This is a genomic window from Kitasatospora sp. HUAS MG31 (assembly GCF_040571325.1).
Taxonomy (GTDB): Bacteria; Actinomycetota; Actinomycetes; order Streptomycetales; family Streptomycetaceae; genus Kitasatospora; species Kitasatospora camelliae.
The window spans coordinates 6,008,743-6,031,003 of the sequence record NZ_CP159872.1 but is presented as its reverse complement, the minus strand read 5'-3'; the positions used below and the strand labels follow the sequence as shown (position 1 = coordinate 6,031,003).

The window sequence follows — 22,261 nt, the reverse complement described above, 5'->3', positions numbered from 1 at the left end:
ATGGGCGGTTCCTGACACCTCTTTTACGTGATCGAAACAGGACGGGAGTGGCTGGAAATCGCCCCTACCGGGTCGGGTGGGCCGCCGAGTCGGCCTCTCCCCCGGCACCCACCGGCCGCAGCCGGGTGGCGGCGGTGGCCTTCAGCTCCGGGGCCAGCTTGGCCACGTCCCGGGCGCCGACCGCCGCGATGAGGCCGGGCAGCAGCCAGCGGACCGGCTGCATCCCACGCAGCCAGGCCTGCGCGTAGACGTGCGGCGAGCGGCGGGCGATACCGGCCACCAGCCGGTCCACCGCCGGAGCGAGCGGGTAGGTCTTGTTGGCCGGCCAGGGCAGCCGGGCCCGCATCTGCCGCAGCACGGTGTCCTGGTCGGCGCCGCGCACCATGTCGGTGTCGGTCCAGCTCAGGTACCCCACACCGACCTTGACGCCCTGGTAGGCGACCTCGGCGCGCAGGGAGTGCGCGAAGGCCTCCACCCCGGCCTTGCTGGCGCAGTACGCGGCCATCAGCGGCGCGGGGGTGATCGCGGCCAACGAGGCGATCTGCAGCAGGTAGCCGCGACTTTCGGCCAGCGCGGGCAGGAAGGCCCGGGCGGTGGCCACGCTGCCGATCAGGTTGACCTCGATCACCCGGCTGAACGCCCGGTGGTCGCTGTCCTCCAGCGGGCCGCCGATGGCGATGCCGGCGTTGGCCACCACGGTGTCGATCCGGCCGTAGCGGTCCTTGATCGCCCGGGCGGTGACGGTGAGCGCGTCCAGGTCGGTGACGTCGGCCTCCCAGTACGAGGCCTCCGGACCGCACTGCGCGGCCACCTCCTTGAGCAGGTCCGGCTCCAGGCCGACCAGGGCGACCCGGGCGCCGCGCTCGGCGAGCCTGCGGGCGGTCAGCGCGCCCACCCCGCGGGCGGCTCCGGTGATCACCACGACCTGGGCGGACAGCGGCGGGTTGGTCATACGGCCTCACTCCTTCGCGCGACGGGCTGTGCGGCGGACTGATCGGTGGGCTGCTGGGCGGGCTGTGCGGTGGGCCGCTGGGCGGGCTGTGCGGCGGCGGTCCCGGCCTCGCCCGTGCGCAGGCCGACGAGCCGTCGGATCTCGGCGGCGACCTCGTCGGGGCGCTCCACCGGGGACATGTGGCCCACCCCCGGGAGTTCCAGCAGGCCCCGCGGGTCGGCGAGCGCGGCGGCGATCCGGCGGGCGTGCACCGGCGGGGTCAGCTTGTCGTGGGTGCCGACCACCACGGCGGTGGGCGCCCGCAGCGCGGCCAGCCCGGCGGTCACGTCCAGCTCGCCGAGCACCCGGGCCCAGCGGCGGCGGGTGACGGTCGGGCAGGCGTGCACCACCGCGGCACAGGCGTCGACCTGCTCGGGCGCGGCCTGCGGGCCCATGGTGGCGTACTTCAGCAGGGCCTTGGACACCCGGGTGACGGGGCCGAGCGGCAGCCGGGACTCCAGGATCTGCCGGTGCAGCAGCCGGCGCGGACCCCGGCCGCGGACGGCCGGCGGCACCACCAGCAGCTCGGCGACCAGGTCGGCCGGACCGGTGCTGATCAGCACGGCGGCCGCCGTCCGGGCGGCGACCTCGGGGCGGTCGCCGGCGGCCATGATGGTCATCCCGCCCATGCTGTGCCCGGCGAGCACCGCGCGCTCCCCGGCCGGCACGAGCTCGGTGAGCACCGCCTGGAGGTCGTCGGCGAGCTTCTCGGTGGAGAACCCGGCCGCGGTGGGCGGCAGGTCGCTGCCGCCGTGGCCGCGCTGGTCGTACGCCACCACCCGGTGGTCGGCGGCGAGCCGGCGGACGACCGGCGCCCAGAACAGCGTCGAGCAGGTCCAGCCGTGGGCGAGGACCACCATCGGGGCGCCCTCGGGGCCGTGTAGTTCGGCGTGCAGCCAGGTGCCGTCGGCGGACCGGATCCGCCGGGTGGCGGCGGGCACCGGGACGGCGGCGGGGACGGCGGGGACGGCGGGGCTCATGCGGGGACGACCTCCTCGGCGACGGGGGCGGGGCGCTTGATCAGCTCGTACTCGGCCAGGTCGACCCGGCGGGTGGCACGGCGGAAGGAGCTGGTGGAGCCGGGCCAGAGCACGGTGTTGCGGCCGGCGCTGTCCAGGTACCAGCTGCGGCAGCCGCCGGTGGTCCACACGGTGCGCTCCATCCGGTGCTGGAGTTCGAGGTTCCAGTGCCGCTGGGCGCGGGCGGTGGGCTGCAGGGCGGTGGCGCCGACCGAGTCCAGCGCGGTGAGGGCGTCGATCAGGTAGTTCAGCTGGGACTCGATCATCAGGATCATCGAGCTGTTGCCGAGGCCGGTGTTGGGTCCGATGACGAAGAACAGGTTGGGGAAGCCGTGCACGGTGGAGCCGCGCAGCGCCTCCATGCCGTCCTTCCACTCCTCGGCCAGGCTGCGCCCGCCGATGCCGAACACCCGCTGGGCGATGGGCATGTCGGTGACGTGGAAGCCGGTGCCGAAGACGATCGCGTCCACCTCGTGCTCGCTGCCGTCGGCGGCCACCAGGGTGGAGCCGCGGACCTCGCGCAGCCCGGAGGCGACCACCTCGCTGTTGGGTGCGGCCAGCGCCGGGTAGTAGGTGTTGCTGAGCAGGATCCGCTTGCAGCCGATCCGGTAGTCGGGGGTCAGCCTGGCGCGCAGCGCCGGATCGGCGACCCCGCGGGCGATGTGCTTCTCGGCGATCCTCTGGATGACCTTCAGCAGGCCGGGGCGGCGGACGAAGGCGTCCACCTGGATCTCGCGCAGCGCGAAGAGAGCGCCGCGGCGCAGCGCGCCGGTGGGCGGCAGAGCGCCGTGCAGCCACTTCTCCAGGCCGGTGATCTCGCGGTCGCGGCGCGGCAGCACCCAGGCGGGGGTGCGCTGGAAGACGGTGAGCCGGCCGACCCGCGGCTGGATCGCCGGAATGATCTGGGCGGCGGAGGCGCCGGTGCCGACCACGGCGACCCGTCGGCCGGTCAGGTCGTAGTCGTGGTCCCAGCGGGAGGAGTGGAACACCTTGCCGGGGAAGTCGGCGAGGCCCGGCAGGTCGGGGATCTGCGGGTCGGCCAGCGGCCCGGCGGCGGAGACCACGGCGTCGGCGGTCCAGGTGCCGGCGGCGGTGCTCACCCGCCAGCGGGCGTGCTCCTCCTCCCAGCGCAGCTCGGTGACCTCGGCGCCGAAGCGCAGGTGCGGGCGGAGGCCGAAGGTGTCGGTGACCTTCTCCAGGTAGGCGCGGATGTCCGGCTGGCCGGAGAAGCTGCGCGGCCAGTCGGGGTTCGGGGCGAAGGAGAAGGAGTACAGGTGGGAGGGGACGTCGCAGGCGCAGCCCGGGTAGCTGTTGTCGCGCCAGGTACCGCCGACGGCCCCGGCGCGCTCCAGGATCACGAAGTCGGTGATCCCGGCGCGGCGCAGCCGGACGCCTGCGCCGAGGCCGCCGAAGCCGGAGCCGACCACGGCCACCCGGACGTGCGGCACGGCGGGCGGGGAAGTGGGGGACGGCCTCTGGTGCTTGGTGCGGGATGCCATGCGGCGGCCTCCTGTGGGTGGGGGCGGGGGTGTCCACGACCATTACAACCGCGCCAGTAATCACTGGCGCGATTGGCAGGGTAGCCCTTGTTGACACCGAGTGGAATAGGGCGGGCGAGATGCGTCGGGGCCGGCGTTCCGGGGTGGGGCGCGGCCTATGCTGGCGGCGTGGCGGAGATCGATCAGACAGGCGGCGGCCCCCGCGAGTACCGGGTCGAGGAGCTCGCCGAGGCCGCCGGCATCACGGTGCGCACGCTGCGCTTCTACCGCGAGCGCAAACTGCTCCCGCCGCCCCGCAAGGAGGGCCGGATCGCCTGGTACGGCGAGGAGCACCTGAACCGGCTCCGGGTCATCGGCGAACTCCTGGAGCGCGGGCACACCCTGGGCGGGATCGCCGAGCTGATCGGCGCCGGCGAGAGCGGCCGGCAGGTCGCCGACCTGATCGGCCTGAAGAACGCGATCACCGCGCCCTGGTCCGACGAGGTCCCGGTGCACCTGGACTGGGCCGAACTCGCCGCCGTCTTCGGCGACCAGCTCACCGAGGAGAACACCGCCGAGTCCATCGACCAGGGCTTCATCACGGTCGAGGAGGACGGCATCACCCACGTCAGCCGGCGGCTGATGGACGCCACCGTGGCCCTGGTCGCCGAGGGCGTCCCGCTCTCCGCCGTCCTCGCCGCCAGCCGCCGCACCCGCGAGCACGCCGACGCCGTCGCCGAGGTGTTCACCGCCCTGGTCCGGGACGAACTGCTCGACGCCCTCAGCCACCCCGAGGACCTCTCCCCCGCCGAGACCGCCCGGCTCACCGAGCAGATCCTGCGGGTTCGCCCGCTCGCCCGGACCGTGGTGGACGCCCAGTTCGCCCTGGCGATGGACCGCAGGGTACGGGCGGAGTACGGGACGCCGACGGGGAACTGACGACTCGCCCACGGTTGGCGGCTCCTCCAATCCGCTCGGTGACCGGCCGTCCCCCGGGCTGGGGGATCCCACCCTTCCTACCCCCGAGTACCGGCCCGTACGGTCGGATCCACCCGCGAGCCGATCAGCCTGTCGGGGCCGACGACGGGAGGCGGGCGCCCCGACCCGGCCCACCCGGGGGTGGCGGCGATGGCCGCGGTCAGGAGTTTCCGTACGGCGGTCCGGCTGACGGGCCGCCGGGTGCAGGTCTGGTCCCTGCTCGGGCGGCTGCCGGCCGCCATGTGCCCGATCGGCTCGCTGCTGCTGGTCACCCACGACTCCGGCAGCGTCTGGCGGGGTTCGGCCGTCGCCGGGGTGCTCGCGGTCGGCCAGGGACTGGGCGGCCCGCTGGTCGGACGGCTGGCCGACCGCCGCGGGCAGCGTCCCGTCGGCCTGGCCGCGGCCGCCGTCAACACCCTGGCCATCCTCGCCCTGGTGGCCGCCTCCGGCGCCGGGCTGCCGCTCGCCGTCCAACTCGCCGCGGCCGCGCTGATCGGGGTGTCCGTCCCGCTGGTCGGCCCGCTCTCCCGCAGCCGCTGGGTGTGGCTGGCCCGCGGCGACCGCCCGACCACCGTCGCCGCGCTCTCCCTCGACGGCACCGTGGACGAGATCAGCTTCACCGCCGGGCCCGCCGTGATCGGCCTGCTCGCCACCCTGGTCGACCCCGCCGCCGGCCTGCTGCTCGCCGCCGCCCTGGTCGGCGGCGCCGCCACCCTGTTCGCCCTGCACCCCACCGCCCCGCCCGGCGCCGCACCCCGTACCCACGGCGGCGGACGGCTGCTCAACCCGGCGTTCGGCCTGCTGCTCGCCGGGATGGCGCTGCTCGGCGTCTGCTTCGGCTCGGTCCAGGTCGGCGTCACCTCCACCACCGAAGCACTCGGCCACCCCGGCGCGGCCGGACTCCTCTACGGCCTGATCGGCGGCGCCAGCTCCTGCGCCGGGGTGGCCACCGCCGCCCTCCCGGCCCGGATCGGCCTGCCGCTGCGGCTCAAGTCCGGCACCCTGCTGCTGTTCGGCGCCTCCCTGCTGCTCCCGGGGGTGGACGGCCTGACCTCGCTCGCCGTCGGCACCGCCTGCCTCGGGGTGGCGGTCGCCCCCCAGATGATCACCATGTTCGGGCTGGCCGAGCGGACCGTCCCCGCCGAGCGCCTCGGCGAGGCGATGGCCGCCCTGGTCAGCAGCATCACCCTCGCCCAGTCCGCCGGCACCCTCGCCGCCGGCTGGGTCGCCGACCGCCACGGGCCGACCGCGCCCTTCACCGTCACCTGCGGGGCGGCCGGGGCCGCGGTGCTGCTCGCCCTCGCCACCGCCACCGAGCACCGCTACCGCCGCCGGACCCCGGACAGGGTCGGGCCGGCCAAGCTGCGGCAGACCGTCTGAGCGGCGGCGGGCCGCGTGAGTGGCGGGCCGTGTGGGCGGCGGGCCGGCGGGAAAATCACGGGCGGCGGCGGGCGGTGGAACCTACGGTGGCCGGCATGGACCTCTCTGCCACCGACGCCCCCCGCCTGGACGGCAAGTCGATCGCGGCGGCCACGACGACGGTGGTGCTGTGGGCCTCCGCCTTCGTGGCCATCCGCAGCGCCGCGGACCACTTCACCCCCGGCGCCCTCGCCCTCGGTCGCCTCGCCGTCGGCTCCGCCGCCCTGCTGGCCCTGCTGGTGTACCGGCGCGAGGGGCCGCTGCCCCGGGCCGCGTGGCCGGGCACCGCCGTCTCCGGCGTGCTCTGGTTCGGGCTCTACATGGTCGCCCTCAACTGGGGCGAACGACAGGTGGACGCCGGGACCGCCGCCATGCTGGTCGGCATCGGCCCGGTGCTGATCGCCCTGCTCGGCGGCTGGCTGCTCGGCGAGGGCTTCCCCCGGAAGCTGCTCGCCGGCATGGCGGTGTCCTTCGCCGGCGCGGTGGTGGTCGGGGTGTCCATGTCCACCGGCGGGCAGGGGAGTTCGCTGCTCGGGATCGCGCTGTGCCTCGGCGCGGCGGTCGCGTACGCGGGCGGGGTGGTGGCACAGAAGCCCGCCCTGCGGCACGGGTCGCCGCTGCAGGTCACCACCTACGGGTGCCTGATCGGGGCGGTGGCCTGCCTGCCGTTCGCGGGGCGCCTGGTGATTGAGGTCGCGGCGGCGCCGCTGTCCGCCACCGCCTGCGTGGTCTACCTCGGACTGTTCCCGACCGCACTGGCGTTCACCACCTGGGCGTACGCGGTGTCGCGCACCACGGCGGGACGGATGGGAGCGACCACGTACGCCGTGCCGGCGCTGGTCGTCCTGATGTCCTGGAGCCTCCTCGGCGAGACCCCGCTCCCCCTCACCCTCCTCGGCGGCGCCCTCTGCCTCGCCGGCGTCGCCGTCTCCCGCCGGTGAGGGGCCTTTCAGGAGCTACCCGAGCACGTCTTTCAGGGGCGCACCCGGTTCCCCCAGGGGGCGCGGGGAATTGCGCGGTAGCCCGGTTGCTCGCCGCTAGCGGTCCGCTTCGAGGCGGGTGAGGCGGGTCGGGTCCGGGGTGCGGGGGCAGGTGATGCAGGCGTCGGCGTCGGGTTTGACGGCGTAGTAGAGGCAGCAGCCGAGCCGGGTTCGGGTCCAGTGGGTGCGGCCGTCGGGGGCGGTGAGGCGGCGGAAGGCGGCGGCGCCGGGGAAGGGCGCCGTGTCCCCGGGCAGGACGGCGCCGGCGGCGGCCACCGCGCGGTCCTCCTGGTCGAGCATCCGCCCGAGGTACCAGATCCCGGACACCAGGTCGTCCGCGGCCATCCCCCACAGCGCCCGCGGCCCCCGCTTGACGTACGGCTGGAACGCGGCGAGCACCGGCCCGACGTGGGCGGCGACGGTGTCCCGGACGTCCCGCTCGTCGCCGGCCCGCGATGCGCCCGGACGGAGGGCGGTGCGCCCGGTCGCGGGGTCGGTCCAGAGGTCGGCGGAGCGCAGGTCGGGGACCTGTCCGGTGAGGTACCAGGGGCCGCTGACGAGCAGGCAGGCGGACCACAGGTAGTGGTGGAGGACGCGGGAGGCGATCACGTGCGGGCGGGGCCGGGTCCCGTGCTCGGCGAGGATCCGCGCGGCCTCACCGGCGATCAGTTCCTCGACGTGCAGGGCCAGCTGATCGGATCTCACCCAGGAGGGACCGGCGGCGGGGACGGACTCGACCAGGTCCAGGTCGAGCGCGGAGCAGATCCCGCCAAGCAGCCGATAGGTTTCGGCCAATTCGTCCGCGGCGCAGGCCCGGGCCTCCGTCAGCTGGAGCATCATGACTCCCGTGATCGAATAAGGTGAGGCTCACCTTATAGGCACGTCGGCGGGGATTCGGCAACCGGGCCCCGGCGGGGCACGGAACTTGACGAGGTTAGGTGAGCCTCACCTAATATCTGTCCTGTGCTCAGAACCGACCTGCCGGCCCCCACAGCCCCGGCGTCCCGGCTCCGGGTGGCGAGGCAGCCCCTGCTGTTCGCCGCCGGGCTCGGGGTGCTCGCGCTGTGCGCCGCGCTCAGCCTCGCCCTGGGGTCGCGTTCGATCCCGCTCTCCACGGTGCTTGACGCGCTGTCCGGAACGGCGCAGGGCGGCGACGCCGACGTGGTCACCGGTCTCCGGGTGCCCCGGACGGTGATCGCCCTGACGGTCGGTGCGGCGCTCGGCGCGGCCGGCGCGGTGGCGCAGGGCGTCACCCGCAACCCGCTCGCCTCCCCCACCACCCTCGGCATCAACGCCGGTGCGTCGTTCGCCGTGGTGTTCGCCATCTTCACCCTGCACCTGACGCACCCGCTGCAGTTCGTCTGGTTCGCCGTGGCGGGTGCCGCCGGCGCCGCCGTGCTGGCGTACGGCATGGCGCGGCGCGGCGGCGACCTGGACCCGATCCGGCTGGCGCTCGGCGGCACCGTGCTGACCGCGGTGCTGGCCTCCTGGACCTCCGCCCTGATGCTGGCCAGCCGCCGCACCCTGGACGAGGCCCGGTTCTGGCTGGCCGGTTCGGTGAGCGGCCGCAGCCTGGAGGTGCTGTACCAGGTGCTCCCGCTGATCGCGGTGGGCGTGCTGCTGGCGCTGCTGGTCTCCCCCGCGCTGAACGCGCTGGCGCTGGGCGACGAGACCGCGCAGGCGCTCGGCGTGCCGGTGGCCCGGATCCGGGTGGTCGGCGGCCTCGCCGTGGTGCTGCTGGCCGCCGGTTCGGTGGCCGTGGCCGGCCCGGTGGCCTTCATCGGCCTGGCCGCGCCGCACCTGGTGCGCCCGCTGCTCGGCAACGACCACCGGCTGCTGGTGCCCGGCTGCCTGATCGCCGGTCCGGTGCTGCTGCTCTCCGCCGACGTGCTGGGCCGGCTGCTGGTCAGGCCGTCCGAGATCGAGGTCGGCATCGTCACCGCCTTCCTGGGCGCGCCGCTGCTCGCGGTGCTGGCGCGGAAGGTGGCCCGATGAGCACCCTCGCGCGGCAGCGCCGCCGCACCCTGTCCTTCTCCGCCGGCTTCGTCGCGGCGCTGGTCCTGATGACCGCGGTCGCGCTGAGCACCGGTCAGGTCAAGATGCCGCTGGGCGACGCGCTGGCCGCGCTGTTCGGCGTCGGCGACGCCGGGGACGTCCTGGTGGTCCAGGAGTTCCGCGCCCCCCGGGTGGTCTCCGCGCTGGTCGCGGGCGCCGCGCTGGCGGTGGCCGGTTCGCTGCTGCAGCGGCTCTTCCGCAACCCGCTGGCCTCGCCGGACGTCATCGGTGTCACCGGCGGCGCCTCCTTCGGTGCGGTGCTGCTGCTGGCCACCGGCGCCTCCCAGGCGCTCACCCCGCTGGCCGCCCTGGGCGGCGGGGTGCTGGCCGCGGTGCTGCTCGGCGGATTCGCCTGGCGGTCGCGGATGGCCGTCACCCGGCTGGTGCTGGTCGGCCTCGCGGTGCAGGCCGGGCTGGCCGCCGCGGTCAACCTGATGATCGTGCGGTTCCCCGCCGAGCTGGCCGGCCAGGCCCTGCAGTGGACCACCGGCTCGCTCTACGGGCGGACCTGGCCCGAGGTGTTCGGCGCGGGCAGCGCCATCGTGGTGGCGTGCGCCGCGGTGTTCCTGATGAACCGCCGGGTGGCCGTGCTGGACCTGGGCGACGACTCGGCGGGCGGCCTCGGCCTGGACCCGAACCGCACCCGGCTGGGCCTGCTGCTGCTCGCCATCGTGCTGGCCTCGCTGGCCGCCGCGCTGACCGGTCCGGTCGCCTTCGTGGCGCTGGCCGTCCCGCACCTGGTCCGGTTCCTGGCCGGCCCGCCCACCCCGGCGACCCTCGCCCTGTCCGCGCTGACCGGCGCGGTGCTGCTGCTCGGCGCCGACTACCTCGTCCTGCACCTGCTGCCCGTCAAGGGCCTCCCGGTCGGCGCGGTCACCGCGACGCTGGGCGCGCCCTGGCTGCTGGTGCTGATGGTCCGCCAGGGCCGCCTGCCGCAGAGGAGCCGCTCGTGACCACCGTGACCGTCCCGAAGACCACCGATCAGCTCGCCACCAGCGGGCTGGACCTCCGGTACGGGGACCGGACGATCGTCCAGGGCCTGGACCTCACCCTGCCCGGCGGCGCCGTCACCGCGATCGTCGGCCCCAACGCCTGCGGCAAGTCCACCCTGCTGCGCGGCCTGACCCGGCTGCTCGACCCCGCGGCCGGCACGGTCACCCTGGACGGCTCCGACATCCACCGGATGCCCGTCCGGGCGCTGGCCAAGCGCCTCGGCCTGCTGCCGCAGCAGCCGGTCACCCCCGAGGCGATCACCGTGGAGTCGCTGGTCCGGCTGGGCCGCTACCCGCACCAGCGGATGCTCAGCCCGTGGTCCTCCGCCGACCAGGCCGCCGTCGAGGAGGCGCTGCGCCGCACCGGCACCGCCGGGCTGCGCGACCGCCCGGTCGACCAGCTCTCCGGCGGCCAGCGCCAGCGCGCCTGGATCGCCCTGGCCCTGGCCCAGGACACCGACCTGCTGCTGCTGGACGAGCCCACCACCTTCCTCGACCTGCGGCACCAGCTGGACGTCCTCGACCTGGTCGAGGACCTGCACCGGGAGGCCGGCCGCACCGTGGTGATGGTGCTGCACGACCTCGGCCAGGCGGCCCGGTACGCCGACCACCTGGTGGTGCTGCACGACGGCCGGCTCGCCGCCGCCGGCCCGCCCGGGGAGGTGCTCACCGCCGATCTGGTGGAGCGCGTCTTCCAGGTCCCGTGCCGGGTGATCCCCGACCCGGAGACCGGTACCCCGCTCGTCGTCCCGCTCGCCCGCCGACGCTGACCCTCCCTCCGAGACTTCCGGCTCCGCCCGTTCGGTCCGCCGGTCACCCCGCCCTGCCCGAAAACACCCCCGCAAGGACAGAAACATGATCAACCGCAGACTCGCCGCAGCCGTGCTCGCCGCCACCCTCTCCACCACCCTGCTCGCCGCCTGCGGCAGCGACGCCTCCACCGAGGGCAAGCCGGCCGCCTCCGCCGCCGCCGGCGACTCGGCCGCGGTCTACCCGCGCAGCGTCAAGCACGCCATGGGCACCGCCGAGATCAAGGCCCAGCCCAAGAAGGTCGTGGTCCTGGACAGCGGCGAGCTGGACGACGTCACCCTGCTCGGCATCACCCCGGTCGGCGCGGTCGCCCCGCACCTGAAGACCGAGGGCGGCTTCCCGTCGTACCTCAAGGGCAAGGTGGACGGCACCAAGGACGTCGGCCCGATGGCCGAGCCCAACCTGGAGCTGATCGCCTCGCTCAAGCCCGACCTCATCCTCACCTCGAAGGTCCGGCACGAGAAGGTCTACGACAAGCTCAACGCCATCGCCCCGACCGTCATGGCCACCACCACCGGTGAGCCGTGGAAGGAGAACATCGCCCTCTACGCCCAGGCCCTGGGCAAGGAGGCCGAGGCCAAGAAGGCGCTCGACGACTACCAGGCCCGTGCCGCCAGGCTCGGCGAGGCCATCAAGGCGAAGTACAGCGGCAAGGTGCCGACCGTCTCGGTGGTCCGCTTCGTCGCCGGTCCGACCCGCCTGTACCAGAACGCCTCGTTCAGCGGCGTGGTGCTCAAGGACGTCGGCCTGGCCCGCAACATCCAGGGCGCGGACGTGGACAAGTCGATGCTGGAGGTCGGCCCCGAGCTGATCAACCAGGCCGACGCCGACCTGGTGTTCGTCACCACCTCCGACGACCCGTCCAAGACCAAGCAGGCCGAGGTGCAGCAGACCGCCGTCTGGCAGGGCCTGAACGCGGTGAAGAACAACAGGGTCTTCACCGTGCCGGACGAGACCTGGATGTCCGGCATCGGCGTCCAGGCCGCCGACGAGATGCTCAAGGACATCGCCAAGGCCGCCGGCGTCGACGCGCCCAAGTAACCACCACCGCACCGGGGGCGGGCTCCAGCAGGCCCGCTCCCGGCCGCCCCGCCTGCAGCACCCGAAGGACCACACCATGCGGTTGTACCTGCTCGCCCTGAACCCCACCGACTCGGTCACCGACGGCTTCCTGCCCGCCGCGGCGCGACTCGGCCTCGACGTCACCGTCCTCACCGACGACGCCGGGGCCCACCGACGCGCCTACGAGGGGAAGGAGTCCGCTCCCGAGGTGCTGGAGTGCGACGTCAAGGACTTCCGCGAGGTGATCAGCCTGATCTCGCGGCACCACGCGCCGGCCGCGGTCTTCAGCAACAGCGACCACCTGCAGACCCAGACCGCCCTGGCCGCCGAGTACTTCGGCCTGCCGGCCAAGGACTGGAAGGCCGCGCTGCGGGCCAAGGACAAGGGCCAGCTGCGCCGCCACCTGGCGCAGGCCGGCCTGGACACCGTCTGGTCGGCGGAGATCGCCCCCGGCGAGGGCACCGAGCAGCTCGACCCGCCGTTCCCGGTGGTGGTCAAGCCCCGCGAGGGGGTGGCCAGCGAGGACGTCGCCCTGGCCGAGGACGCGGCCGAACTCGCCCGGCTGGTCAAGGAGATCCAGCACCGGCGGGCCGGCGCGACCCTGGTGGTCGAGGAGTTCCTGGCCGGCGAGCTGCACACCCTGGAGACCCTCGGCGACGGCCGCCGCCGCCACGTGCTCGGCGGGTTCCGCACCCGGATCTCGCCTCCCCCGTACTTCATCGAGGAACTGCTGGTCTACACCCCCGCGCACGACGAGCAGGTGACCGCCCAGGTCCTCGCCCAGCTCGACGCGCTCGGCGTCGGGCTCGGCGCCGGCCACACCGAGTTCGTCGTCCAGCCGGACGGCCGCGCCCGGATCATCGAGGTCAACTACCGCGCCATCGGCGACCAGTGCGACATCATGCTGGCCCAGGCCCTGCGGATACCGCTGTTCGAGCTGGTGCTCCGGGCCCACCTCGGCGAGGAACTGCCCGAGGACCTCGGCGCCGGTACCGACCGCCGCGCCCGCAACGAGCCGGTCCGCGCCGACCGGGCCGGCACCCTGACCGCCGCCCCCGGCCCGTACGACCGGGACGAGAACGGCGTACGGCTCTCCTACCGGCCGACCCGCCGGGTCGGCGAGCGGCACGAGCTGTACCGCACCAACCGCGACTACCTCGGCGTGGTCTGGGCCGTCGGGCCCGACCAGGAGAGCGTGGACGCCGCGGTCGCGGAGTTCCTCGCCGCCCACACCTGGGAGATCACCCCGTGAGCGCGCAGCTGACGCTCCGGGTGCTCGGCGCCCTGCTCCGCGAGGACGTGCTCGGCCTGCGCACCGGTGCGGTGCCCGAGCGGCGGGGGGACGGCCTGTGGCTGCGCAGCGGCACGCTGGCGCTGCCGGTGGCCGAGGAGGGCTTCCAGTGCGAGTACGCCGTCCGGCTGCCGCTGCTGGAGGCCGACGGCGTCGAACTGACCAGCCTGGACGCCGTCCTGGCGCACCTGGCCGGCCTGGCCGACCCGGTGGACCGGCCCGGCTTCGCGGCCTTCGCCGAGGAGTGCCGGCAGACCGCCGCCACCATGGCGCTGCACGACGAGGCCCGCGCCGAGGTGCACGCCGTGCTGGCCGAGCGCCACGGCGCCGACCCCGCCGCCTGGACCGGCCTCGGCGCCTCGCTGGCCTTCGACACCCTGGCCGCCTACCTGGACCACCCGGTCTACCCCACCGCCCGCGGCCGCTCCGGCCTGGACGAGGACCAGCTGCGCGCCCACGCGCCCGAGTTCCACCCCTCCTTCCTGCTGCGCTGGCTGGCCGTGCCGGCCGGGCGGCTCACCGTCCACGGCACCGGCCGGCTGCCCGCCTGGTGGCCCACCGCCGAGCAGCTCGGGGTGGCCGGCGACGGCTACCTCACCGTGCCGGTGCACCCGCTGACCGTCGGCCACCTGCCCGGGGTCCCGGGTGCGGTGCTGGCCCCGCGGCCGTACCTGGAGGTCATCCCGACGCTGTCGATGCGGACCGTGGCGGTGGCCGCCGACCCCGGCTGCCACCTCAAGCTGCCGCTGGCCACGGCCACCCTGGGCCTGCGCAACCGGCGCACCATCAAGCCGGGCACCCTGGTGGACGGCGCCGCCGGGCAGCGCCTGCTGGAGGCCGTGATCGCCCGCGAGCCGCGGTTCGCGGGCGTGGTGCTGCAGGCCGACGAGCAGGACTGGGCGCACGCCGACCACGAGCTGCTGGCCGTACTGCTGCGCCGCTACCCGGCCGGGCTCCAGGAGGCGGCGACCGTCCCGCTGGCCGCCCTGCTCGCCGGGGCCCCCGGCGGACGGCTGGTGGTGGACCACCTCGCCGACCGGTTCTACGACGGCTCGGTGCTGGACCTGTACGAGGTGCTCCTCGGGCTGCTGCTCGACTGGCAGACCACCCTGTTCGGGTACGGGATCGCCCTGGAGTCGCACCAGCAGAACACCTCCCTGGTGCTGGACCGGGTCGACGGCGCCACCCGACTGCGGCTGCTCTACAAGGACAACGACGGGCCCCGGATCAACACCCGCCGGATCGGCGAACTCGCCGACTTCGCGGCGGAGTTCGACGACGCGCGGATCTTCGGCGACCAGGACCGGGCGCTCACCGACCTGTTCACCACCATCACCGGCCACCTGTGCACCGGCTCGCTGGCCTTCGGCCTGGCCGCCCACGGCCGGGCGCCACTGGACAAGACCCTCGGCCTGCTGCGCACCGCACTGGCCGCGGCGGTGGACCGGCTCGGCCCGGACGGCGCCGCGCTGCGCGCCGACCTGCTGGAGGCCGAACGGCTCCCGGTCAAGGCGATGGTCACCGCCGGCACGCTGCTGAGCAAGGAGCGCAGCGGCGCCGCCGACATCAACAAGCACTACACCGACGGTCCCAACTACCTTCTCCCGGAGGGCTGCTCGCGATGAGCACCGAGGCACTGGAACGGGGTCCGGTCGGCGTCGCCCGGCCCGCCGGGCTCGACCGCGGCCAGGTGCACGCCGTCGCGGCCTGCTACTTCGTGGCCTCGTTCGCGGCCCTCGGCCTCCCGCCGTACCTCACCGCGATCCTCCCGTCGCTGGGCGACGCGGAGGGCCGCTGGGCCGGGCTGCTGTACATCGTGCCCACCGTGTTCAGCGCCCTGGGCGCGCCGCTGTGGGGCCGGCTGGCCGACCGGTTCGGCCGCAAGCGGCTGCTGCTGCGGGCCCAACTCGGGCTCACCGTCTCGTTCCTGATCGCCGGTGCGGCCGACAGTCTGGCCGGGTTCACGGCGGCGCTGGTGCTGCAGGGCTTCCTGGGCGGCACCTTCTCCGCCACCAACGGCTACCTCGCGGCGGCCCTGGAGGGTCCGCGGCTGTCCAAGGCGCTGACCATGATGCAGGGCAGCGCCCGGGCCTCCCTGGTGGCGGCGCCGATCCTGGTGGGCGCCCTCTCGCCGTGGATCGGGCCGCACCGGCAGTATCTCGTCATGGCCGTCCTGCCCCTCGCCGCCGCGCTGCTGCTGGCCTTCCTCCCGGAGCCGACCCGGCCGGACGCGGGCTGCGCGACGGCGGTGGACGAGGCCCCGGTGGTCGCCTCGCTGCGGCTGCTGTACGCCTTCGAATTCACCTTCGTCTTCTCGACGATCGTGTCCTTCCCCTACCTCATATCCCTGGTGGAGGAGCGGCTGCCGGGTGTCAGCGGCACCGTCTCCGGCACCCTGTTCGCGCTTCCGCACCTGGTCTACCTGCTGACCGCGAACCGGGTTCACTCCGCCTTCCAGGCCCGTCCGCGGACCGGCCTCCTCCTGGGCTTCGCCTTCGTCGCCCTCGGGCTGGCCGCGCACGGCCCGGCCCACTCCCTGATCGCCTTCACCTTCGCGAGGACCCTGCTCGGCGCCGGCCTCACGCTCGGCCTGGTCTGCCTGTCCGTGCTGGCCGCCGAGGCCGCCCGCGGCCGCCCGCCGGGCCGGATGTTCGGCACGCTGGAGTTCGTCTCCAAGGGCGGCGCGGTCGCCGCCGGCGCGGCCGCCGCGCTGGTCAACGGCGCCTTCGGCCCGACCGCGCCGGTGCTCACCGGCACCGCCGCCGCGCTGGCCGCCGCCGTACTCGTCCTCCTGACCCGTAGGAGCCACCGATGACCGTCCGGACCGACCATCATCAGACCGACCGTGCCGCGTCGGCCGCCCCGGCCGCCCTCCCCAGCGCCGACCACGCGGTGGCGCACACCCTGCTCAACTGCCTGCTGCGCGAGGTCTCCGGGCCCGAGCACCAGACCGCGGTCGCCGACGGCCGGCTGCTGCTGCGGCTGCCCCGCCGCGGCGCCCTGCTGCGGGTCGCCCTGCGCCGCACCTCGCTCACCGGCGCGCACCGGTTCACCGGCCCGGTCTTCGAAGAGACCGCGGACGGCTGGCGCGAACTGGGCTGGCGCGAACTGGCCGAGCACGTCCAGGCCGAGCTGACGCTGCGCAGCGGGCTGAGCAACGAGGAGTTCCTCGCCCAGCTGGCCTCCAGCCACCACGGCGTGGCGGCCGCCCTGACGGACCGTCCGGCCGCGGGGGCCGACCGGTACCTGGAGTCGGAGCAGGCCCTGCTGTTCGGGCACCGGTTCCACCCGGCGCCCAAGTCCCGCTCGGCGGAGCGCGGCGAGTGGTCGGCGTACGCGCCGGAGGCCCGGGCCGCCTTCCGGCTGCGGCACCTGGCGGTGCGCACCGAGCTGATCGCCCAGGACGCGGCGGACCCGGCCGCGCTCGCGCTGCTGGACTCGCTGGCCGAGGTGCCGGCGGGCTACACCCTTCTGCCCTCCCACCCCTGGCAGTTCGAGCTGCTGCGCGAGGACCCGCTGCTGAAGCAGGCGCTGGCCTCGGGCGACATCATCGACCTCGGCGAGGGAGGCGAGCCGTTCGCCGCGACCGCCTCGGTCCGCACCCTGCACGGCGCGGGCGCCTTCCTCAAGTTCAGCCTGAACGTGCGGATCACCAACTGCCTGCGGAAGAACGCCGCGTACGAGCTCACCGGCGCGGTGACGCTGACCCGGGTGCTGGCCGGTCCGCTGGCGGACCTGGCCGACCGGTTCCCGGACGCGGCGATGCTGCGCGAGCCGGCGTTCCGCACCCTCGCCCTGCCCGGCGCGGACGGCCTGCCGGACACCTCGCTGTTCGAGGGCTTCGGCCTGATCGTCCGCGACGGCCTGGCCGAGGCCGTCCGGCCCGGCCTGACCCCGCTGCTGGTGGCGGCCGTCGCCGACGAGTACCCGACCAGCTCGGCGCACATCTCCGCGCTGCTGGACGGCCGCGGCCCCGAGGCCGCCCGCGCCTGGTGGGCCGCCTACCTGCGCCTGGTCGTACCGCCGGTCCTGGCCGCCTACTTCGACCACGGCGTGGTGCTGGAGCCGCACCTGCAGAACGTGCTGGTCTGCGTGGACGCCGAGGGCCGCCCGGCCCAGGTGCTGTTCCGCGACCTGGAGGGCACCAAGCTCGTCCCGGAACGCAACGCGGCGCTGCTCGACCGGCTGCCGCCGGAGGTCACCGGGCCGATGACCTACGACGCCCAGCGCGGCTGGGACCGGGTGGTGTACTGCCTGCTGGTCAACCACCTCTCCGAGCTGCTGGCGGCGGTCGCCGACCGGTACCCGGCGCTGGAGGCCGCGCTCTGGGAGGAGGTACGCGAGGCACTCACCGGGTACGCCCGCACGCACGGCTGCCCGCCCCGGCTGGCCGCCCTGCTGGCCGGCGTGCCGCTGCCCGCCAAGGCCAACCTGCTGACCCGCTGGGAGCGCAAGGCCGACCGGGAGGCCGGCTACATCCGGCTGCCCTCGCCGCTGGCCGAGACCGTGCTCAGCGCGGCCGGCCTGGGCGCCGACCGGACCGGCTGCACCGAGGAGGGGACCCGATGAGCGGGCCGGGCCCGTCGGTGCTGCACCGGGTGGACGAACTGCCCGCCGAGCGGCTGCCGGCCTACCTGTACGACCTGGCCGCGCTGCGCGCCCACGCGGCGCGGATCCGGGCCGCCCTGCCGGAGCGGGTGGAGCTGTACTACGCGGCGAAGGCCAACCCCGAGGCGCCGCTGCTGGTCGCCCTGCGCGACGCGGTCGACGGCTACGAGGTGTCCTCCGGCGGGGAGTTGGAGCATGTGGCGGCGGCCGTCCCGGACGCCCCGCTGGCCTTCGGCGGCCCCGGCAAGACCCCGGCCGAGATCGACGCCGCGCTGAAGGCCGGGGTGCACCGCTGGCACGTGGAGAGCGAGCAGGAGCTGCGCCGTCTGGCCGCCGCGGCCGAGGCCGCCGACCGCGACGTGGACGTGCTGCTGCGGGCCAACCTGCCGGTCGGCTCCGGCGCGCTGGACTCGGTGGCGCTGGCGATGGGCGGCCGTCCCACCCCGTTCGGGATGGACCCGGAGCGGGTGGCGGACTGCCTGCGGCTGCTGGCCGGGCCGGGCTTCGAGCGGCTGCGGCTGCGCGGGGTGCACGCCCACCTGGCGAGCGGGCTGGCCGCCGCCGAGCAGCTGGAGCTGGCCGAGCGGATCGTCGCCTGGTCGGTGGACCTGGCCGCGCGCCACGGGTTCCAGCTGTCCGAGGTCAACATCGGCGGCGGCATGGCGGTGGACTACGCGGACCCGTCGGCCCTCTTCGACTGGACGGCCTTCGGCCGGGGCCTGGCGGAGCTGCTGGACCGCCACCCCGGGCTGACCCTGCGGATCGAGCCCGGCCGGGCGGTGACCGCGTACTGCGGTTACTACGCCACCGAGGTGCTGGACGTGAAGCACAGCCACGGCGAGGACGTCGCGGTGGTCCGCGGCGGCACCCACCACATCCGCACCCCCGCCACCCGCGGCCACTCCCAGCCGTTCACGGTCCGCCCGGTGGACCGCTGGCCCCACCCGTGGCGGCGGCCGGAGGCCGGAAGCGGCCGGGTCACCGTCTCGGGGCAGCTGTGCACCCCGAAGGACGTGCTGGCCGAGCAGGCGGAGGTCGCGTCCCTGCGCACCGGGGACCGGATCGTCTTCGCGATGGCCGGCGCGTACGCCTGGAACATCTCCCACCACGAGTTCCTGATGCACCCGCGCCCGGGATTCCACTACCTCGACGCCTGAGCGCCCGCGGCTCCGCACGTCCGCCCCCGGCGCAGGTCGCCGCGGGGCGGACGTGGGAGAGTGGGAGACGTGAAGGGAGCGGGCACGTGCTGATGGAGAAGGTGGCGGAGATCCTCGCCGAGGCGTCGGCCGAGGCGGTCGAGCCGCGGTTCCGGGCACTGGCCTCGGGCGAGGTGATGGAGAAGGCCCCGGGCGAGGTGGTCACCGTCGCCGACCGGGAGGCCGAGCGGATCATCGCCCGCCGGCTGCGCGAGCTGCTCCCCGTCCCGGTGGTCGGCGAGGAGGCGGTGTCCGCGGACCCGTCGCTCGCCCGGGCGCTGCACTCGGAGCCGGCGGTCTGGCTGGTCGACCCGGTGGACGGCACCTCCAACTTCGTCGCGGGCCGCCCGGAGTTCGCCGTGATGGCCTCGCTGGTCCGGTCCGGGCGGACGGTGGCCGCCTGGATCTGGCAGCCGGTGACCGGGACGGCGTACAGCGCCGAGCTGGGCTCGGGTGCCTGGCGGGACGGCCGGCGGCTGGTCCGCGCGCCCGGGCCGGCCTCCCCCGCCGAGTGGCGCGGCTCGGTGAAGAGCCGCTTCCTCGACCCGGCCGAGCACCACCGGCTGAGCACCAACGCCCGGGCGTTCGGCACGGTCACCCCCGGGCTGCGCTCGGCCGGCATGGAGTACCCGCTGATCGCCGGCGGCGAGCAGGAGTTCATCCTGTACTGGCGGACCCTGCCCTGGGACCACGCGCCCGGGTCGCTGCTGGTCACCGAGTGCGGCGGGGTGTCGGCCCGGCTGGACGGCAGCCCGTACCGGCCGGAGGCCCCCGGGTGCGAGGACGGCCTGCTGGTGGCCGGGGACCAGGCCACCTGGGACCGCACCCGGGAGATCCTGCTCGGCCTCACCGCCTGAGACCGACCGGCCGGGCCGCTCCTCACCACAGCACGGGCAGCCGCTCCGGCAGGCGCTTGATGAACCCGGGACGCCAGGCCAACTGCTCGGCCGGCAGGGCCAGCCGCAGGCCGGGCAGGCGCTGGACCAGGGCGGTCAGGGCGATCTCGGCGTGGGTGCGGCCGAGCGCCGAGGCGGGGCAGAAGTGGCGTCCGCCGCCGAAGGCGAGGTGCGGGTTGGCGGCCCGGTCGAAGTCGATCCGTTCCGGGTCCGGGAAGACCTCCGGGTCGTAGTTGGCGCCCTCGATCAGGACCAGCACCAGTTCGCCCTCGCGCACCAGCACCTCGCCCAGCCGCACGTCGGCCAGGGCGATCCGCGGCAGCGCGTCGCCGATGGAGAGGTTGACCCGCAGCAGCTCGTCCACCGCCCGGCCGGCCACGGCGGGTTCGGCGCGCAGCCGGTCGGCGAGTTCCGGCTGCTGCGCGAGGCAGATGATGGCGTGCAGCAGGAAGGACGAGGTGGAGACGGCGCCGGCGCCGAACAGCGAGAGGGCGACGGTGGCCAGCAGTTCGTCGCTCACCCGGTCGGACAGCTCCGGGGAGCGACGGAGTTCGGTGAACCGGCCGAGCAGCCCCTCGGTGGGCGCCGGGTCGGCCTGGAGCTTCTCCACCAGGTAGCCGAGGTCCTTGTACCAGTTGGGCGCGGAGCCCTCGAACGGCACCGGGCTGGTGACGAAGGCGAGGTCGATGCCGGTCATCAGGCGGCGCCAGTCGTCGGCGGGGATGCCCAGCAGCCGGCAGTGCAGGGCCGCGGAGTACGGCTCGGTGAAGCCGTCGCGGAGCTCGCCGGGGGCGCCCTGGGCGACCAGCAGGTCGATCAGCCGGTGCGCCTCGGCCTCCAGCCAGCCGCCCAACTCCCGGTCGGCGCGCGGGTTCAGGGTCTTCATCACGGCGCTGCGCAGGCCGGCGCTGTTGATGTTGCCCATGTTGTTGACCACCTCGGGCGGGATGGTCAGCGCGTACTGCCGCGGCACCCCGGGGTTGGCGGTGTCCTTGAGGCTGAACCGCTCGTCCTCCAGGACCTGCTTGGCCAGGGCGTAGCTGCTGACCAGCCAGGCCTCGTCCCCGGTCATGGTGCGGACCCGGGCGACCGGGTGCTTCTCGCGCAGCAGTACCGCCTCCTCGGGCAGCACGTCGCCGCGTCGGGAGAGCGGGAAGGTGAACTCGGGTCGTGCGGTGGTGCTCATGCGGGGGTGTTCCTCCTTGGTGGTGCGGGACGGTGGCGGGGTGCCGGTTACCGGGGCCTGGTCAGGCCGCGGCGGCCCGGGGTGCCGTGGCCGGGCGCACCACGGCGTAGCCCTGGGCGGGCGCCGCGCGCAGTCCCTCGGTCCGGCCGAACAGCACGGGCGTGAGCGGGAGTTCGAGGTGGTAGCAGGTGACCGAGGAGGGCACGCCGAGCAGGCTCGGGGTGTCCAGGAAGAAGGGCAGTTCGGCGGCGATGTACGCGACGCCGGCGGCGAGCCGGTCCGCGCCGGGGCCGTCCGCCGCGGTGATCCGGGAGCGCAGGAAGGCCCCGGCCATCCCCTCGGTGGCGGCGCGCAGCTCCGGGTCGGTCTCCAGCGCCTCCCGGACGGCCCGGTGCAGCCGCTGGTACCCGGGGTCGGGCAGGAAGTCGGAGAGCACATGGGCGCGGACGCCGTCCCGTGCGGCCTCCGCCATCCCGCGGTGGATCCGCCGGCGGGTGGCCTTGACCTCCTTGTCGGCGCGCCGCATCGCCTGCTCCGGGGTGTGACCGGAGGCGAGGAACTGCGCGTCCACGTGCAGGTCGGCCAGGACGATGTCGACGGAGGCGAAGAAGTCCCGTCCCCAGCGGACGAGTTCGGCGATCCGGTCGGCGCTGAAGTAGCTGTTGCCGGGGCTGACGCCGATCAGGAGGTGCTCGCCGCGCTCGAAGTTCCGCCGGCAGCGCTCGGAGTACGGGCGTGCCTCAAGGGTGGTGACTGTGGTGCTCAGGAGCGTTTCGCTCATGCCGCGGCCTCCGCGTCGCAGGACTGAGTTCACTGGACTGGTGCAGGTGTGCAGAAGGGGTACGGGAGGGGGAGCCGTACGGGCCCGTGGGCACGGCCGCGCGGCGGACCGCGGGGTTGGGGCGGTCCGGGCAGGCGGCCGGGCAGGCGGTGTCGACGCCGTCGGGCGGGGAAAGGGGTGGGGCTAGCCGATCGGCCCGGAACGGGCCGGACGGGCCGGCGTTCCGGGGCGGCGTGCTGCGGGGACCGCGTGGACGCGGTCCCGCATGGTGTGGAGCCCCCTCGCACCGCTAGTCCCTGTGGAGCCGTGCGCTCCCGGTGTGGCGGTGACTACGAGAAGTTACCGCCGTCGTTCACCGAATCCGCAAGTCCGGTTCTGCGGATGGCCGAAAACCGACCCTGGACGACCGAGATCGACTGGACAGCACGGCCGATCGTCTGTTCACGAAAGTCATGCCCCGGCGGGCCGGTCCGGGACGGCGGCCCAGGACGCCCGCGGTCGCGCCAGTGTCGGTTCCTC

At 74.9% G+C, this 22,261-nt stretch carries 19 protein-coding genes; 13 read left to right on the top strand and 6 right to left on the bottom strand.

The features are described 5' to 3' along the window. Positions 1-64: 64 nt before the first annotated feature. Genes ABWK59_RS26910 through ABWK59_RS26900 form a run of 3 tightly spaced genes read right to left on the bottom strand, consistent with a single transcriptional unit; the run spans position 65 to position 3,509 of the window. Positions 65-952, bottom strand: coding sequence for an SDR family oxidoreductase (locus ABWK59_RS26910; protein ID WP_354643212.1), 888 nt, complete (start codon positions 950-952; stop codon positions 65-67). After that, the gene (locus ABWK59_RS26905) at positions 949-1,971 is read right to left on the bottom strand and encodes an alpha/beta fold hydrolase (protein ID WP_354643211.1); all 1,023 of its coding nucleotides are present in this window, start codon (positions 1,969-1,971) and stop codon (positions 949-951) included. The genes ABWK59_RS26910 and ABWK59_RS26905 overlap by 4 nt, the downstream gene beginning before the upstream one ends. Beyond that, positions 1,968-3,509, bottom strand: coding sequence for a flavin-containing monooxygenase (locus tag ABWK59_RS26900; protein WP_354643210.1), 1,542 nt, complete (start codon positions 3,507-3,509; stop codon positions 1,968-1,970). Before ABWK59_RS26900 ends, ABWK59_RS26905 begins: the two co-directional genes overlap by 4 nt. Positions 3,510-3,677: 168 nt before the next feature. On the opposite strand from ABWK59_RS26900, the gene ABWK59_RS26895 reads away from it, so the two are divergent. From ABWK59_RS26895 to ABWK59_RS26885, 3 genes are all read left to right on the top strand, one after another. Beyond that, the gene (locus tag ABWK59_RS26895) at positions 3,678-4,427 is read left to right on the top strand and encodes a MerR family transcriptional regulator (protein WP_354643209.1); all 750 of its coding nucleotides are present in this window, start codon (positions 3,678-3,680) and stop codon (positions 4,425-4,427) included. 189 nt (positions 4,428-4,616) lie between these two features. After that, complete coding sequence (locus tag ABWK59_RS26890; protein ID WP_354643208.1) at positions 4,617-5,846, top strand: MFS transporter; 1,230 nt, start codon at positions 4,617-4,619, stop codon at positions 5,844-5,846. A gap of 95 nt (positions 5,847-5,941) precedes the next feature. Then, the gene (locus ABWK59_RS26885; protein ID WP_354643207.1) at positions 5,942-6,826 is read left to right on the top strand and encodes a DMT family transporter; all 885 of its coding nucleotides are present in this window, start codon (positions 5,942-5,944) and stop codon (positions 6,824-6,826) included. Between the two features lie 96 nt (positions 6,827-6,922). Here the strand turns inward: ABWK59_RS26885 and ABWK59_RS26880 are convergent, their stop codons facing one another. Continuing rightward, positions 6,923-7,702: a (2Fe-2S)-binding protein gene (locus ABWK59_RS26880; RefSeq protein ID WP_354643206.1), complete on the bottom strand. Its 780-nt coding sequence runs from the start codon at positions 7,700-7,702 to the stop codon at positions 6,923-6,925. 177 nt (positions 7,703-7,879) lie between these two features. Between ABWK59_RS26880 and ABWK59_RS26875 the strand changes: the two genes are divergently transcribed. The 10 genes from ABWK59_RS26875 (at position 7,880) to ABWK59_RS26830 (ending at position 19,736) form a co-directional block, all read left to right on the top strand. Further along, complete coding sequence (locus ABWK59_RS26875; protein WP_354645116.1) at positions 7,880-8,860, top strand: FecCD family ABC transporter permease; 981 nt, start codon at positions 7,880-7,882, stop codon at positions 8,858-8,860. Next, the gene (locus tag ABWK59_RS26870; protein ID WP_354643205.1) at positions 8,857-9,873 is read left to right on the top strand and encodes a FecCD family ABC transporter permease; all 1,017 of its coding nucleotides are present in this window, start codon (positions 8,857-8,859) and stop codon (positions 9,871-9,873) included. Before ABWK59_RS26875 ends, ABWK59_RS26870 begins: the two co-directional genes overlap by 4 nt. Further along, on the top strand, positions 9,870-10,682 hold the full coding sequence (locus ABWK59_RS26865) for an ABC transporter ATP-binding protein (protein ID WP_354643204.1): 813 nt from the start codon (positions 9,870-9,872) through the stop codon (positions 10,680-10,682). The genes ABWK59_RS26870 and ABWK59_RS26865 overlap by 4 nt, the downstream gene beginning before the upstream one ends. 85 nt (positions 10,683-10,767) lie before the next feature. Then, on the top strand, positions 10,768-11,763 hold the full coding sequence (locus ABWK59_RS26860; protein WP_354643203.1) for an ABC transporter substrate-binding protein: 996 nt from the start codon (positions 10,768-10,770) through the stop codon (positions 11,761-11,763). Positions 11,764-11,839: 76 nt separating this feature from the next. Beyond that, the gene (locus ABWK59_RS26855) at positions 11,840-13,036 is read left to right on the top strand and encodes an ATP-grasp domain-containing protein (protein WP_354643202.1); all 1,197 of its coding nucleotides are present in this window, start codon (positions 11,840-11,842) and stop codon (positions 13,034-13,036) included. Next, complete coding sequence (locus ABWK59_RS26850) at positions 13,033-14,700, top strand: IucA/IucC family protein (RefSeq protein WP_354643201.1); 1,668 nt, start codon at positions 13,033-13,035, stop codon at positions 14,698-14,700. Before ABWK59_RS26855 ends, ABWK59_RS26850 begins: the two co-directional genes overlap by 4 nt. Continuing rightward, entirely contained in the window at positions 14,697-15,890 is a 1,194-nt protein-coding gene (locus tag ABWK59_RS26845; RefSeq protein ID WP_354643200.1) for an MFS transporter, read from the top strand. The genes ABWK59_RS26850 and ABWK59_RS26845 overlap by 4 nt, the downstream gene beginning before the upstream one ends. Beyond that, positions 15,887-17,644: an IucA/IucC family protein gene (locus ABWK59_RS26840; RefSeq protein ID WP_354643199.1), complete on the top strand. Its 1,758-nt coding sequence runs from the start codon at positions 15,887-15,889 to the stop codon at positions 17,642-17,644. Before ABWK59_RS26845 ends, ABWK59_RS26840 begins: the two co-directional genes overlap by 4 nt. Further along, entirely contained in the window at positions 17,641-18,840 is a 1,200-nt protein-coding gene (locus ABWK59_RS26835; RefSeq protein ID WP_354643198.1) for a type III PLP-dependent enzyme, read from the top strand. Before ABWK59_RS26840 ends, ABWK59_RS26835 begins: the two co-directional genes overlap by 4 nt. Before the next feature lie 92 nt (positions 18,841-18,932). Beyond that, positions 18,933-19,736, top strand: coding sequence for an inositol monophosphatase family protein (locus ABWK59_RS26830; RefSeq protein WP_354645115.1), 804 nt, complete (start codon positions 18,933-18,935; stop codon positions 19,734-19,736). A gap of 22 nt (positions 19,737-19,758) precedes the next feature. On the opposite strand, the gene ABWK59_RS26825 is transcribed toward ABWK59_RS26830, so the two are convergent. Then, positions 19,759-20,961, bottom strand: coding sequence for a cytochrome P450 (locus tag ABWK59_RS26825; protein WP_354643197.1), 1,203 nt, complete (start codon positions 20,959-20,961; stop codon positions 19,759-19,761). A gap of 61 nt (positions 20,962-21,022) precedes the next feature. Then, positions 21,023-21,742: a tRNA-dependent cyclodipeptide synthase gene (locus tag ABWK59_RS26820; RefSeq protein WP_354643196.1), complete on the bottom strand. Its 720-nt coding sequence runs from the start codon at positions 21,740-21,742 to the stop codon at positions 21,023-21,025. Positions 21,743-22,261: the final 519 nt, after the last annotated feature.

Bases quoted from the DNA above. Each gene is read 5' to 3' on its own strand.
- ABWK59_RS26910 (WP_354643212.1), bottom strand. From the start codon at position 952: ATGACCAACCCGCCGCTGTCCGCCCAGGTCGTGGTGATCACCGGAGCC.
- ABWK59_RS26905 (WP_354643211.1), bottom strand. From the start codon at position 1,971: ATGAGCCCCGCCGTCCCCGCCGTCCCCGCCGCCGTCCCGGTGCCCGCC.
- ABWK59_RS26900 (WP_354643210.1), bottom strand. From the start codon at position 3,509: ATGGCATCCCGCACCAAGCACCAGAGGCCGTCCCCCACTTCCCCGCCC.
- ABWK59_RS26890 (WP_354643208.1), top strand. From the start codon at position 4,617: ATGGCCGCGGTCAGGAGTTTCCGTACGGCGGTCCGGCTGACGGGCCGC.
- ABWK59_RS26885 (WP_354643207.1), top strand. From the start codon at position 5,942: ATGGACCTCTCTGCCACCGACGCCCCCCGCCTGGACGGCAAGTCGATC.
- ABWK59_RS26880 (WP_354643206.1), bottom strand. From the start codon at position 7,702: ATGCTCCAGCTGACGGAGGCCCGGGCCTGCGCCGCGGACGAATTGGCC.
- ABWK59_RS26870 (WP_354643205.1), top strand. From the start codon at position 8,857: ATGAGCACCCTCGCGCGGCAGCGCCGCCGCACCCTGTCCTTCTCCGCC.
- ABWK59_RS26860 (WP_354643203.1), top strand. From the start codon at position 10,768: ATGATCAACCGCAGACTCGCCGCAGCCGTGCTCGCCGCCACCCTCTCC.
- ABWK59_RS26855 (WP_354643202.1), top strand. From the start codon at position 11,840: ATGCGGTTGTACCTGCTCGCCCTGAACCCCACCGACTCGGTCACCGAC.
- ABWK59_RS26845 (WP_354643200.1), top strand. From the start codon at position 14,697: ATGAGCACCGAGGCACTGGAACGGGGTCCGGTCGGCGTCGCCCGGCCC.
- ABWK59_RS26840 (WP_354643199.1), top strand. From the start codon at position 15,887: ATGACCGTCCGGACCGACCATCATCAGACCGACCGTGCCGCGTCGGCC.
- ABWK59_RS26835 (WP_354643198.1), top strand. From the start codon at position 17,641: ATGAGCGGGCCGGGCCCGTCGGTGCTGCACCGGGTGGACGAACTGCCC.
- ABWK59_RS26830 (WP_354645115.1), top strand. From the start codon at position 18,933: ATGGAGAAGGTGGCGGAGATCCTCGCCGAGGCGTCGGCCGAGGCGGTC.
- ABWK59_RS26825 (WP_354643197.1), bottom strand. From the start codon at position 20,961: ATGAGCACCACCGCACGACCCGAGTTCACCTTCCCGCTCTCCCGACGC.
- ABWK59_RS26820 (WP_354643196.1), bottom strand. From the start codon at position 21,742: ATGAGCGAAACGCTCCTGAGCACCACAGTCACCACCCTTGAGGCACGC.